This is a genomic window from Kribbella sp. VKM Ac-2569 (assembly GCF_004216905.1).
In the GTDB taxonomy this organism is placed as follows: domain Bacteria; phylum Actinomycetota; class Actinomycetes; order Propionibacteriales; family Kribbellaceae; genus Kribbella.
Window position 1 is genome coordinate 959,040 of record NZ_SGXJ01000003.1, and the last position, 12,728, is coordinate 971,767.

Below are 12,728 nucleotides of genomic sequence, written 5' to 3' on the forward strand. Positions count from 1 at the left end.
CGCCTACCTCCTATCGGACCGCCCGGATCGCGCGCACCGGATAGTGGGCTGCTTTGCCCTAACTGAGCAGGCCCCCACCGCCAGTGACTACTGGACGACATCCTGCCACGGTTTCCAAGTCGTTCGGATGCGTTCGGACCCGGCCCAGCTCACGCCTTGTTGCCTGGTACGACCGTGCTCGAGGGGTGGAGACCGCTTGCGGGGTCGACCGATCTCGGCCAGCCTGTCCCTGCAAATGGCCGGGCTTCACTCCCCGGGAGCCCGCGACTCCAGTGTTGGCTCTCTCTTGATCTGAGAGATTACTCTCGACACATGTCTCTCACGGTTCGTCGGCATGTTAGGGAGCCCGGTCGCGCATTCCGGTGAGTAGCGGACACGGCCGAAGGAGCCGAGCCCCGCGGGTCCGGCGCCTCGACGGCAACCAGTTCGAGCCGCAATAGCCGTTGAATCCGTGGTGTCTGACAGCCTGATCAGAGGCACGAACGGCAGTCCCCGGGCGGCCCTCGTCCGCGAGCGAGCGATGTGCCCGACATATGCAGCCCCGTTGGACCGACCGGAGGCGCTTCGAGGTCGCGTTGTCTGTCTGCAAGCCTTGAGCCTGCGCTATTGCAGCAGGATCGAGCCCTGGCACAAGATACAGACCTTATGCGTCGCAGGTGCGACCCAGCTCTCTGGGGGGAGAAGTACACGCATGACCGCGAAGGCCAACGTTGAGCCGGCGCCTGAAACCTCGAAAACTGACGCGCCCTGGCCAGCATCAGGCGAAGCATCATCCGTTCGAGGGTTCCGCCGGATGTGTGTGTACCTCATTCTGATCTTCACGGTTGTATCCGTCACCGTACTGGCGGGACTTTGGTTTGACCGCCGAGACGCCCGCAATACAACAACCGAGGCGCTGTCCACCGCGTCCGACGCGACGGACACCGCTTATGCCGCTCTCATAGAAGCCCGCGACTACACGATCGCTCAGCAAGTGCAGCTGGAATCGGAGAGTAGATCGAATTCGTCAACACCAGCCTCGATCGATGCCGCTCGGACTGCGTTGGAGGATGCCGGTAACGCTCAAGGCGCAGCACAAGGCAAGTACGACGCAGCGCGAACCGAGGTCGCGAACGCAACGACTGCGAAGGCTCGGGCCGCGAGCGCACTCCATGAGGTGTACACCTATGCCTTCATAGCGCTCGGATTGCTCATCGGGATCGTAGTAACCGCGGTCACCGCGTATCGATGGTTTGAGGACAGCCGACGGCTTTCGTTTGAGTCTCGCTTGGCATTGGAGGCTGTCCGTGACGCCGATCGTGAGGCGGCACGCGGGACCGATCCATTGGCGCTCAAGACGATGTGGGCGAACAACCGGCAACGGTTGGAGGCATATCACACCCTCGTGACCGCGTACGCCGCGTCGACTCGCGCGACGACCCGTATCGCATTAGCCGTCGGCCTGATTTTCGTGATCCTTGCCGGACTCGCTGCTGCAATCGCCCCGACTGTTGCATCTTCGGTCACTACTGGGGCGGTCGGGGTCATTGGTGCCGGCCTGACGGCATATATTGCTACGGCTGTCTTACGTAACTCCGAATCCTCGTCGCGTGAAGTGCTCGCGTTCTTCTCCCATCCGCTCGAGTTGGAGCGAGTTCTGTCGGCCGAGAGGATCGCCGACCAACTTGGAGAAGCCGAGCAGGCGACGGCCAGACTACTGATTATCAAGGCTCTGGTTGCGCAGACGAGCGGCGGACAGGCGCCGACAGCAGAGCCCCGGACTCCGGCCGGTAGCTAAAGACCCGATGCTTCGGTGTGGTCAGGCAGAGGAGCGAGGACGTCGCTTCGCACCTAGATGCCAGGACCTCAGCCATTCCGAGGCAGATCTGGCAGCGCAGACAGCCGCGACGCCGCGGTTTCCGCCTGCAGACGGCCACCTGGATGGGAACCCCTCGCACTTGTAAGCGCGGTTTGACCTGCACCAAGACCTGCTCACAGGCCGCGGTCGAGTTCTCGATCCTCCGCGTCGAGACACATCGGCGCGGTTCGCGCCTTGCCCGGTCGCACCTGTGCCGTTGGCAGGTGCCGGTCCATAGCCCCGATCAGGCGTCCCGCAGCAGCAACAACTCGACCACCCAACGTCTCAACAAGACGGACCGATGGGTTTCGGCCGATCGTTCCGGCGGCGCTGGCCATCTGGTGCGCTGGTAGGACACCGAATCTCGCGAGCATCGTGTAAGCAACCGACTCAGCCTCCAGCCTGGCGAGGCCATGGCAGCCTGAGTCGTGAGACAGCTTGTGCATGCGGAGATGAGCCAGCTCATGCGCGAGTCTCATCGCGGCGACAGCGCCGTCGAGATTGTCGCTGACGATGACTCGCCGCCGTCGGCGGTCAGTCATCGCACCATTCGGTTCGTCCGGCAACGGCCGTCGGTTGACGCGGTACCCAGCATCGAGCGCCACTCGCGCCAACGCGGCATACACATCCTCTGGCCGAAGGCCCGCGACCGTTCCAATCGGAGGCGGCGGGCTGCCCTCTGTCTGGCTGATGTCCCAGACCGTCGCGACTGCGTGCCCCTGCACCGGCCCCGCAGCGCGATCGACATCCCGCGCCGACGCAGCGATCCTGATGCCAGAGGCACCGCGTGCGATATGACGTCCCTGGCGTTGCCACCCGGGGCGACCGTCGACCCACACGGCATCAGGCATCTGCAGCTTGATCAGAACGACATTCCTGAACGACTGACCATGCAGGACCGCAGCCGCGTCAAGCCAGCGCATCCACTGACGATCGGACCAGTTCCGCCGTACCTCCGCATCGACAGCTCTGCGGAGATCATCAACGGTCACCCGGAATCGGTTCCCTGCTCCCCCGTGGCTGCTACCCATGACACGAGAGTCATCAGTAGCGGACGCCCTTTGAACCCGGTCGAGAGAATCCAGGACCTAGTCGAAGGCGAGCAATGGGACGTTGTACAGGTCTGGTTGGCGCGGGCGCGAGAAGGCCGGCGCTTTCACCTCGACCAGGTACATCTCTGTGAGGAACTGGATTTTCGCACCCAGGAGATGGCTGGTGTGGGCTGTTGCCGAGTGTGCCTTCAGGCCAACGGACACGTGGATGTGGGGCAGGACGGTTCCGGACTCCTCGTCGTACGCGAGCGAGCCACCACCGACCGCCTCCACGTTCTCCAGATGTACCGCGCTCCACACCGGCGCGTCTGGGTCTTCGAGTTTCTCGCAGGTGCCGACGAGTTGGACGTCGTGCATGCCCGCGATGAACATCGGGATGAAGCCCTGCCGTACGCCGTACTCCGCGCAGAACTCGGCCAACGCCGGATAGAAGTCGTCACCATGGTCGAAGTGGACCGCGAAGGTGCGGCCCATCGTCAGTTCAGCGGCGCGCAAGTTCAGCTCCTCAGATGTCGTTGATGTAAGCAACGTACCGAATCGCGGTGTTCAGGCCCTGCGTCGACAGCAGGCGGCTACGCGGGTGAGCGATGTCATCCACGCCGACGGTGGCCAGCTCCTCACAACGTCTGCGGAACCAGGGCCACGGAACGTTCAGATAGTCGGCGAGCGCCCGCAGTCGTCCCTCCGCTGTAGCCTCGCATACCAGCGACTCCGCAGACACCTGACCAGCGATCGCGCGGAACATCGATCGGCGCGACGGCGGCGCGCTCGCGTCGACGTACCAGAGCCCAGAACCGCCCAGCCAATTCGCGACAATCGCCTCCTCGCCGAGCACGAAGCCTTCGAACTCCGCGTGTTCAGGCTCGGCGCTCAGCTCGACGGTGATCCCGAAGGCCTCCATCAGCGCCGCAGCGAGTAGGAGCAGGACTCGCTCGTACATCGGGGACTCGGCGACGTCTGTCTCTGAGATGCAGAAGCCTCGACGCATGCGCGGGAACCACCGCGACGTTCGGCGAAGGTAGTCGAACTTGTGTCGCCACAGCAGCCAGGACGCAGCCTCCTCGCCCCGCTTCTCCCGTGTCCAGAAGAACGGCTGCCCCGACAATCGGTCGAGGTTCCGCGTGATATGCCGAGCGCAGAACCTGGACCCCAACCACTGGCTCGCGACAGCGTTCAGCGTCGGGACCTCGCTCAGCGACACGTCCGACGTACGGCGTCCTTCGTGATGCGCCAGCCGAGCTTGGCTACTCATCAACCGTGCATCGTCCGCCAACAGCGCGACGTCGGTGTTCGTCGTTGCCCAGATGATGCCCACCGTCAGATCGTCGAGAATCGCCGCTGACGAGATCGGTTGTGGCCCCGTACGTCGACCTGCGCGGTCAACGAACCGGCGACCGTCGAAGGCGTAGTAGCGGTGTTCATGGTCAGCGACGACCACCATCGACCGACGATCAGGCCGGTTCAGCGCGGCATCCTTGGGATCAACCATCAACCACCCCTCCCCCGGCAACTCCGCCTGGCAGTAGTGCGCACCAACTTCAACACCGGCGTACGACCTGCCGGCCGGAAGACACAGGGTTGCGGACTGGATCGAGGGCGGGCCGGTGATCAAGTCGAGAAGCGAGACAGGATCCGGTGCCTGCCTCGCGGTGATGCGTCGTTTGTAGAAGCCGAGATCCGCAGGCTCGGCCTTCTGAAGCACCCGACACAGCGCGTGGCGTACATCGGCCGACGGCCAGGTGCACCAGCCACATTCCCAGTCGGAGACCGCCTTCGCGGTGATGAGGGCTTCCTTGCCGGTGGCGTGATAGATCTCGGCGCTGACCAAGTCAGCGAGCCTGCCTTGGGACATCCGGCCACGCGCTTGCCGGAGCAGCTTGTTGGGCTGACGCGTCCTGTCAGCCATAAGCCTGAATCATCCTTGCCGTCATGACGGCAAGGATGATCGCTGAGGTCGGGACAGCGTCACGGCACGACCGGACATCTCCGGGATGTCTTGGTTCGCCTCAAAATGTCCCGAAATGTCTTAGGTTAGATCCCGTGCCTAACGAACGACTGCGAGCCGCGATGGTGGAACAGGGCCTCACCCATCATGCACTCGCGGAGGAGCTGGAAGTCAACGTCAAGACCGTTGAGCGCTGGGTCGTGGGCGACAAGCTCCCATTCCCGCGCAACCGGCACAGGCTGGCAACGCGGCTGGGCAGGGACGAGACGTACCTCTGGCCGGATGCGCTCTCCCGCGACCGAGCCGCGGCCGTGGCAGAGAGCGAGGTCGTCCGCGTCTACCCTCACCGCTCCGACGTGACGATGGACGAATGGCGGCAGCTCTTCGAGTCCGGCGAGGAGGAGATCGGCGTACTCGTCTACGCAGGACTGTTCCTGGCAGAGGACGCCGGACTCCAGCGAGTCCTCCGCAAGCGGGCCAAGGCCGGCGCGCGCGTCCGGGTTTTGATCGGCGATCCGGATGATCCGCGGATCGCCGAACGAGGCGAGGAGGAAGGCATCGGTACGGCATTGGCCGCCAAGATTCGCAATGCCATCGTCCTGTACCGCGACCTGTCCGAGGTCTCGAACGTCGAGTTCCGTGTGCATCGAACCGTCCTGTACAACTCGATCTTCCGCGCCGACGACCGGCTGTTCGTGAACACGCACATCTACGGACTCCCTGCGGCACAGGCGCCTGTGTGGCATTTCCGGAAGATCCCTGGAGGCGAACTCGCGCGGCACTATCTCAACAGCTTCGAGCGCGTGTGGGACGACGCAACACCGATGACGGAGTCCTGATGGCCAAGCGCATCGACTACTACGACGATCCGAACGCGCCTGCCGCCAACAGCATGGTTCCCTCCGTGAACGTCGTCATCGAGAACGACGCCGGCGAGATCCTGATGATCGAGCGTTCCGACAACGGCAATTGGGCACTCCCCGGCGGAGCGATCGATCTCGGAGAGTCCATGTCGCGGGCCGGCGTACGCGAAACCAAGGAGGAGACCGGCATCGACTGCGAGGTCCTCGACGTTCTCGGCATCTACACGGACCCGAAGCACATCATCCTGTACACGAGCAACGGTGAGGCCCGCCAGGAGTTCTCCATCCTCCTCCGCGGCCGGGCCACTGGCGGCACTCCGACACCCAGCAGCGAGAGCACCCGAGTGCGCTGGATTCCACAGTCCGAGCTCAACAGCCTGCAGATGAACAGCACGATGCGTCGTCGCATCGATCACTACCTCGAGCCAGGCACAACCCTGTACTTCGATTAGGCGCAGAGCCGGCGTTGCACGTTCTGTACGGCGGACCGCAGCGCGGGCTCCGACCGCACAATCGAGCGATGTACCACGTGGTCGCACGGATAGCGATTCAGAATCTCGTTCAGTCGTTCCTCGACGTCGACCTGGCATCCGTCGACGGCCGCGGTCAGATCGCAGTACGTCAAAGCCTCGAGCAGAGACTGATCGGGCAGGGGGAACTCGACGACAAGTCTGTCGATCCCCCGTTCATCCGCTTCGACCAAAGCGCCCGTGTGATGCGCGACGAGCTGGCACAGCACGCTGTCGGCGCCAAGAACGTCGCGAAGGTAGCGAGCCCCGTCGAGCGGATGGAACCCCGTCGAGCGCACAGCCGCCGAGTATCCGATGTCGTGCAGGAAGGCAGATGCTTCGACGAGTTCAGCTCGGTCGCCGAGCATGGTCGCCAACTCACGCGCGCGAGCGGCAACGCCTTGAGTGTGCGCCCAGCGCCGGGGAAGCTCGTCTGCGAGCAGCCGACGGGCAACCGATTCTGATTCCTCGGCAGTCATCATCAGCCCGAGCGTACGACGGGCGCCCACGATCGCAACAGTCACCTCAGGTGGCGGCGGATTGCAGCTTCGCCTTCGCCCATACTGCTTCGAAGCTCGAGAGGTATGAGTCGAACATCTCGCTGTCGTCCGAGTGTCGGTAGTGATAGACCGGCGACTGCGCTGCTGGGATTCCGTAAGCGTGCTGGTTGACCAGGAGTTGACCGTCCGAGCGGAACATCGAGTTGTAGAGGACCGTGTCGTGCAGCCGCAGCTCGACGTGTTCCTGCATGAGCAGCGACCCGAGCAGGGCGAGCGAGTTGCGGATCTTCGCTCCCATGGCCTCGCCGATCTCCTCCTCGGCACCGCGCTCGACAACCTTCGTCCCATCCGGCGCCCCCAGCGCGATCCTGATCCGAATGCCGTCGCGCTTCTCGCGCAGCAGGCGCACGATCCGGGCATCCTCGGCCAGGAAGAGCGCGCTGTACGCGAGGATGCCTATCTCCGACTTGGCTGACTCGAAGAACGACAGCCAGCTCAACGGGCTGATCGACGTACGCCGCGGATAGATGCCGGCGATCTCTGCGGGTCGTCGACCCTCCGCGCTGCCTGGCCGCAGCTCAGGCCAGACGACTTCCTCGTCGACTCCGAGGAGCCGACTGACAGCCATGCGCGTCCGACGATGCGGCATTTGACCATGCATCCAGTTCCGAACGGTCTTCGGGTCGACGGCGAGCTCCGCCGACAGATCCAGATCAGTGAGGTTCGCGTCGTACATCGCGCGCCGGAGCACGTCGTTCACTCGGATCGCCCACCCTTACTCATGGGTAGATGTCTGTAAATGTCTAGCTGGACCGTAACACGAAATGTCCGTAAATGTCCGTAGACGGGGTTCTGGTGTCCAGCAACCGACCGCGAGGCTTGAGGCACGCTCGGCGCCTCGTCGAGACGTCGCCAGAACTGAGCAAGGAGACGGGATTGATGCGCCGCGGGGAGTTGTATCGGTATCGCGATCCATCAGGAGTCAGTGGCACCGGCGTGGTCGCCTTGGTGGTTGAGTTCCCACCGAACGAGGACGGTCATCAGTGGGTGGCAGCCAAGTGGTTGGGACCGAACCCGTGCATGACTTTCTGGCCAGGCATCGCCCATCTGCTGGAGGTCCATGGCCACCTGGGCGCATCGGAGATCCGCTGGCTTGATCCGGATCCGTTCGACTCCGACGAATGCCCAGCACTAGCCAACACGGTCGCCCACCCCATCTAGACCGGCGAGGCCGGCGTGTGAGCCTCACCTCCGCGTCGGTCGCGCCTTCCAAACCCCGTTGCGCGTGCCGGTGCGCAACGGGCTTGCAGGGCCCTGCCGTCGCCTCCCCTGTCGATGGCAGGGCCCCACATCACGTCACTCCGGTTTAGCGCGACATGACGCACGATTAGTCAGCCTGGAAGGTGCGATGACGGACTATGGCCTTCGGACGCCTACGGATCGTCGCGAGCAGGTTGAACTCCCGCGGGCCTACGCCTACCTGTGCGAGGACCTGCTGGTCTGCAGATCCGAAGTCAACCGCACCAAGGAACGTCTTGCCCGATTCGCCGCCAGCTCCAATCTCGAGCTCGCGGCTGTCTTCGTCGGGCAAGACACACGATCGACGGCTGGCTTCGGTCGACTGTTTGAGGCCGTAGTTCGCGACGAGGTCAAGGTGGTGCTCGTGCCGAGCGTGCTCCACCTGATGGTTCTTGGATCTCCGAGGCGCATCAAGGAGTACTTCGAGGCCGCAACCGAGGCCAGGATCATCACCATGCCTTGACAGCCTCGCCGTTCCCGCAGTCGGCGATCCTACGGCAGCGGGCCGTCCAGATCGTCCGCATGGTGGTGCCCGGTGGTGTCGTGGTACTGGGCGCGGTCGGTTCCGGAGTTCCGAAGCATTCCCGCACTGCGCGCTGGCGTACCTTCAGTGAGCCGGTCGCCGATCTCCCGCCAGTGTCGGAGCTGCTCGTCGAGGTCGATCCGCCGGATGAGCATCCGGATCGTCCACAGATCCGTTGCCAGTGAGGTCTGTGGCCCGGGCGCATTGATTCGGAAGTGCTCGTCGAGCAGGCGCTCGACCTTGCTCAATTTCCCTTCCAGATGAATGATCTGCTCGCCGATCAGCCTGAGCGAGTATCCCCGTTGGGTCCGCTCGTCGTCGACCCGTAGCGAGACGTCGAAGCCCGCCGCCTCGAGTGCTGCCGCAGCCTCGTCCACATGCAAGATGCTCCCTGCCTGGTAACGACTACCCGGGAGATGCCAAGCAGCCAAGTGATAGGACCAGCGCCAGTCCGCGGCCTGCAGCACTGCTGTCAGCGGGTCGTCCTTCGGCACTCCCCAGGTCACGGTGCCCTCATCGGAAGGGTGGCTAATCTCGATCATCAGTCCCACCTCTCGTCGAGAATCTGGTCACTCAGGTCCGCGAACCAGGCGATCACGTCACTCGCGCGATACCGCAGATGCCGACCAACTCTCTTGCCCCGCGGCCCGTACCCCAAGGTTCGCCATCGGTACAGAGTTCGTTTCGGCACGTTCAGGTACGTGGCGACTTGATCGATGTCCCACAGCGGATCCGAGTCAAGCGTCGGCATCCTGACCTCCCGCAAGCGGCTCGTCGACAGCGGTACGTCGTTCTCGGTCTGACTTCACGACCCGGCGGAGTTCGCGAACCGACCAGCCGAGAATCTCGGCTGCGGCATCGGCGGATCGGCAGACGCGGGCGAGCTCGGCTGTCTCGGCTGCCCAGGCGGCCTCAGCGTCGGCGACGCGTTCGTCGTACCGCTCGATGGCGACTTCCCTGGCCACGATCGTGCGGTCGAGTGAATCTCGGGCCTTGACCGCGCGGGCGGTCGCGGCCTCGATCCTTGCTTGACGTTCCCGTGCTCGTCGCAGCGCTGCGACCCTCTCGCTGGCTCCCATGTCTGAGCCGCCTCACAACGCAGGACCGTCAATGTCTGGGGTCAGAAAGGCTGAGTCGGGCCGTCGCGCTTGCACCGGAGCGAGCGGGGTCTGATGAGTGCTCAGATACCTGTCCGTCGACTCGATCAGTCGCCTTGCGGTCTTGACGACCCGCGCACCGGTCGCGTTGATCACGTTGCCCGGCTCCTTCGGGTCCACCTGCCGTGCCCAACCCGCGACGTAGTCGAAGGATTCGGCGTCAACGCTCAGCCCGTGACGAGCCATGAGGACATACGCGACGGACTCGGCCTCCACCTCGCGGGTTCCCACGCATCTAGCAGCCGCGTCCGGATCGGCCGGCGAATGCATCCGAACGTGCCCCACCTCATGTGCCAGACGCGCGACTGCACGGAAGTCATCAAGATGGTCGGCGATCACGATCCGGTTGGCACCGTAGTCGGTGAAGCCTTCCGATGCATCGCCGGTGGGCCGTACATCAACCGCGAACCCATCGGCGGCGACATCCTGCGCCAACCCGTCCCACAGACCTCTTGCCACAGTCGTGTCGGGAGTTGCCGGTAGGCGTGGAACGTGAATGGGCGGGCCGACCGTAGCGGTGACGTCGTACACGACACCAACCCGGAAGCCGATCACCTGAGCCTCGGCCGAACCCTCAACACTATCGTGCCCGCGGGCCTCGGCCACAGCTGTCTGCACACGTATCGGTCTGAGGATCCTGATTCCTTGCGCTGTCTTCACCCGCCGGCCGAGCTCCTCCCACTGGTGAGCGCGTGCGACCCAGCTCGCCTGTGGCATCTGAAGATTGATCAGAACGAGATTCCCGAACTCGTACGTCGGGAACAACGCCGCCACGTCCAGCCACCTGCTCCAGTCGGACCCCGTCTGCAGCCTGCTCAATTCCGCATCGAGCACGCGATAGAGGTCCTCCGCCTGCACCACTTCCTTGCCCACAGCAACCTCCCGAGTAGTCGGCTGCCTACCTCAACGGCCGAGACCGGACGACTCCTGTCCTGGATCCGCGATCCCGGAGGCGATGTCGACGTACGGCTGCGGAGTCCTCACCAGTGGGTCTGCGGTACGGCGCAACAACGCTGACGTCCCCGCGAGCCGACGAGCAACCGCTGCCGCACGCGCCAGATGATCGCCAGCGTCAGCCAACTGTCCTGTCAGCTGGCTGAAACAACTCGCAAGGTCTGTGCGCACCCATCTCGCTTGCAACGGTCGCGTCCCTCCCCCGGGACGTCGCAGATAGGAGAGGGGACTGCCCCCGGTTCGGTTGACTCCTGACCTGTGAGGACTTCGGTCCTTGCTGGAAGGATGTCTGTCATGCCGAAAGCGTTCCCCGAAGAGTTCGTCGTGACGTGGTCGCGGTCGCCCGCAAGGGCGAGGCTCCGATCACACAGATCGCGAAGGACTTCGGGATCTCCCAGTCGTGTCTGACACGTTGGCTGAAACTGGCCGACATCGAGGACGGCAACCGGCCGGGCGCGACCCAGCAGGAGTCGGCCGAGCTGCGAGAATTGAAAAAGCGAAACCGGCAGTTGGAGCAGGAGAACGAGATCCTGCGCCGGGCCGCGGCCTACTTCGCTCGTGACATCAACCCAAAATGACCTACCCGCTGGTCCTTGATCTCGCCGTCGACGGTATCGCTGTCGCGGTGACCTGCCGGGTGCTCGGCTTCACCAAGCAAGCCTTCTACAAATGGCGCGCAAACCCTGTCACACAACGCGATTACGACGATGCGCACCTGATCAACGCAGCTCGCGAGATCCACGGCGACGACCCCGGCTTCGGCTACCGGTTCATCGCCGACGAACTCCAGGTCTTGGGCATCACCGCGGGCGAGAACCGGGTCGCGAGACTGTGCAGCCAGGAGCGGATCTGGTCGATCCACGCCAAGAAACGTGGCCTGAACCGCAAAGCAGGCCCGCCCGTGCACGACGATCTCGTGCAGAAGGTCTTCACCGCGCCGGCGCCGAACCTGGTCTGGCTGACCGACATCACCGAACACCCCACCGCCGAGGGCAAGCTCTATTTGTGCGCGATCAAGGACGTCTACTCCAACCGGATCGTCGGTTACTCCATCGACTCACGCATGAAGGCGTCCCTGGCCGTGGCCGCCCTGCGTAACGCGGTCGCACTGCGCAGGCCTGCAGCTGGGCTGATAGTTCACAGCGACCGCGGCAGCCAGTTCCGGTCCAAGAAGTTCATCCGGGTCCTCAAAGCCCACCAACTACGCGGCTCGATGGGCCGGGTCGGAGCCTGCGGCGACAACGCCGCCATGGAATCCTTCTTCGCCCTGCTCCAGAAGAACGTCCTGGACCGGCAACGCTGGACCAGCCGGCACCAACTACGGCTGGCGATCGTCTCCTGGATCGAAACCAGCTACCACCGACGGCGCCGACAACGCCGCCTCGGCAGACTCACACCCATCGAGTTTGAGACAATTCAACCCGCCGCACTCGCGGCCTGAACCACCAAACCCCGCGAGTCAACTGAACCCGGGGCAGTCCCGTCCTCGGCGGCTGATCCAGCATCTCGAAACCGATACGGCGTTGAAGCGTGCCTGGCCGACGCTGGTTGAGCTTTGCAGGCCACCGAGCTGGCCGACAGGTCCTGCAGACCCGCGCCGGACAGCGGTACGTCGTACACGAACTTCGCCAGCGTCGCCGTGCCACCGGTCGGGTCCGCCGGCCGGATCGCGCTTGACCGTGTCGAGCTTCTCGCGCTGATCGAGTGTCACATAGTTCAGCTGGATCGGGAGCTGGCCGACCGACTTGACCGAGGTCAGGTGGTTCAGCGCGTTGTAACGCACTCCGTGGACAGGTTGGACCGCGGGTCGGTGACCTTGCTCAGCCGGCCGCTGGTGTCGTACGTGTACGCGGCGACCTTGATCGGAGTCCATACCGGCGCCGACCTTGTCCGGGTTGTAGATGTTCAGCCAACCCTCGGACAGCCGGGTTTCGCGTTGATCGTGGTGTAGACGAAAGACAAGGCACGGCAACCCGCGTCCAGAGAAGAGATGCAGTTCACGCCAGGCGGTGTCGGGGCCAGAATGCGAGCGGCGAAGGCCGGGACGCTGACTCGACCGCATCCTGGCAATGGAATCTCCAGTCAGCCC

Annotated in this window: 17 protein-coding genes; 8 read left to right on the top strand and 9 right to left on the bottom strand. The window is 64.0% G+C overall.

Annotation, left to right across the window (positions count from 1 at the left end; genetic code table 11):
* Positions 1-691: 691 nt before the first annotated feature.
* The gene (locus EV649_RS24905; protein ID WP_130385963.1) at positions 692-1,777 is read left to right on the top strand and encodes a hypothetical protein; all 1,086 of its coding nucleotides are present in this window, start codon (positions 692-694) and stop codon (positions 1,775-1,777) included.
* Between the two features lie 194 nt (positions 1,778-1,971).
* Here EV649_RS24905 and EV649_RS24910 read toward each other — a convergent pair whose 3' ends face one another.
* The 3 genes from EV649_RS24910 to EV649_RS24920 form a co-directional block, all read right to left on the bottom strand.
* A complete protein-coding gene (locus EV649_RS24910; protein ID WP_130385964.1) occupies positions 1,972-2,760 on the bottom strand; it encodes an ImmA/IrrE family metallo-endopeptidase in 789 nt (262 codons plus the stop codon).
* 165 nt (positions 2,761-2,925) lie between these two features.
* Positions 2,926-3,384 (bottom strand): DUF296 domain-containing protein, encoded by a 459-nt coding sequence (locus tag EV649_RS24915; protein WP_130385965.1) that lies wholly within the window; start codon positions 3,382-3,384, stop codon positions 2,926-2,928.
* Positions 3,385-3,394: 10 nt separating this feature from the next.
* The gene (locus tag EV649_RS24920) at positions 3,395-4,795 is read right to left on the bottom strand and encodes an XRE family transcriptional regulator (protein WP_130385966.1); all 1,401 of its coding nucleotides are present in this window, start codon (positions 4,793-4,795) and stop codon (positions 3,395-3,397) included.
* Between the two features lie 134 nt (positions 4,796-4,929).
* On the opposite strand from EV649_RS24920, the gene EV649_RS24925 reads away from it, so the two are divergent.
* From EV649_RS24925 to EV649_RS41730, 3 genes are all read left to right on the top strand, one after another.
* Complete coding sequence (locus EV649_RS24925; RefSeq protein WP_130385967.1) at positions 4,930-5,673, top strand: helix-turn-helix transcriptional regulator; 744 nt, start codon at positions 4,930-4,932, stop codon at positions 5,671-5,673.
* On the top strand, positions 5,673-6,149 hold the full coding sequence (locus tag EV649_RS24930) for an NUDIX domain-containing protein (RefSeq protein WP_130385968.1): 477 nt from the start codon (positions 5,673-5,675) through the stop codon (positions 6,147-6,149). The genes EV649_RS24925 and EV649_RS24930 overlap by 1 nt, the downstream gene beginning before the upstream one ends.
* Positions 6,150-6,217: 68 nt before the next feature.
* On the top strand, positions 6,218-6,670 hold the full coding sequence (locus tag EV649_RS41730; RefSeq protein WP_241998621.1) for a hypothetical protein: 453 nt from the start codon (positions 6,218-6,220) through the stop codon (positions 6,668-6,670).
* Positions 6,671-6,731: 61 nt separating this feature from the next.
* On the opposite strand, the gene EV649_RS24940 is transcribed toward EV649_RS41730, so the two are convergent.
* Complete coding sequence (locus EV649_RS24940; RefSeq protein WP_130385970.1) at positions 6,732-7,466, bottom strand: XRE family transcriptional regulator; 735 nt, start codon at positions 7,464-7,466, stop codon at positions 6,732-6,734.
* A gap of 179 nt (positions 7,467-7,645) precedes the next feature.
* On the opposite strand from EV649_RS24940, the gene EV649_RS24945 reads away from it, so the two are divergent.
* Together EV649_RS24945 and EV649_RS24950 are read left to right on the top strand one after the other, a co-directional pair.
* Positions 7,646-7,927 (top strand): hypothetical protein, encoded by a 282-nt coding sequence (locus EV649_RS24945; protein ID WP_198682661.1) that lies wholly within the window; start codon positions 7,646-7,648, stop codon positions 7,925-7,927.
* 187 nt (positions 7,928-8,114) lie between these two features.
* A complete protein-coding gene (locus tag EV649_RS24950) occupies positions 8,115-8,468 on the top strand; it encodes a hypothetical protein (RefSeq protein WP_130385971.1) in 354 nt (117 codons plus the stop codon).
* Positions 8,469-8,497: 29 nt separating this feature from the next.
* Here EV649_RS24950 and EV649_RS24955 read toward each other — a convergent pair whose 3' ends face one another.
* From EV649_RS24955 to EV649_RS40890, 5 genes are read right to left on the bottom strand one after another with little or no spacing between them, the layout of a single operon-like run.
* Positions 8,498-9,070, bottom strand: a complete 573-nt coding sequence (locus EV649_RS24955) for a hypothetical protein (RefSeq protein ID WP_130385972.1) — start codon at positions 9,068-9,070, stop codon at positions 8,498-8,500.
* Positions 9,070-9,279: a helix-turn-helix domain-containing protein gene (locus tag EV649_RS24960; RefSeq protein ID WP_130385973.1), complete on the bottom strand. Its 210-nt coding sequence runs from the start codon at positions 9,277-9,279 to the stop codon at positions 9,070-9,072. The genes EV649_RS24955 and EV649_RS24960 overlap by 1 nt, the downstream gene beginning before the upstream one ends.
* Positions 9,266-9,607 (bottom strand): hypothetical protein, encoded by a 342-nt coding sequence (locus tag EV649_RS24965; RefSeq protein WP_130385974.1) that lies wholly within the window; start codon positions 9,605-9,607, stop codon positions 9,266-9,268. The genes EV649_RS24960 and EV649_RS24965 overlap by 14 nt, the downstream gene beginning before the upstream one ends.
* A 12-nt stretch (positions 9,608-9,619) precedes the next feature.
* A complete protein-coding gene (locus EV649_RS24970) occupies positions 9,620-10,558 on the bottom strand; it encodes an ImmA/IrrE family metallo-endopeptidase (RefSeq protein WP_130385975.1) in 939 nt (312 codons plus the stop codon).
* Between the two features lie 30 nt (positions 10,559-10,588).
* Positions 10,589-10,765: a hypothetical protein gene (locus EV649_RS40890; protein ID WP_157996303.1), complete on the bottom strand. Its 177-nt coding sequence runs from the start codon at positions 10,763-10,765 to the stop codon at positions 10,589-10,591.
* 203 nt (positions 10,766-10,968) lie between these two features.
* On the opposite strand from EV649_RS40890, the gene EV649_RS24975 reads away from it, so the two are divergent.
* Positions 10,969-12,080 (top strand): IS3 family transposase gene (locus EV649_RS24975; protein ID WP_198682662.1). Its coding sequence is split into 2 segments (ribosomal slippage): positions 10,969-11,203 and positions 11,203-12,080, totalling 1,113 coding nucleotides; the frame shifts between segments, so codons are not numbered across the junction.
* Positions 12,081-12,194: 114 nt separating this feature from the next.
* Entirely contained in the window at positions 12,195-12,590 is a 396-nt protein-coding gene (locus tag EV649_RS40895) for a hypothetical protein (protein ID WP_157996304.1), read from the top strand.
* Positions 12,591-12,728: the final 138 nt, after the last annotated feature.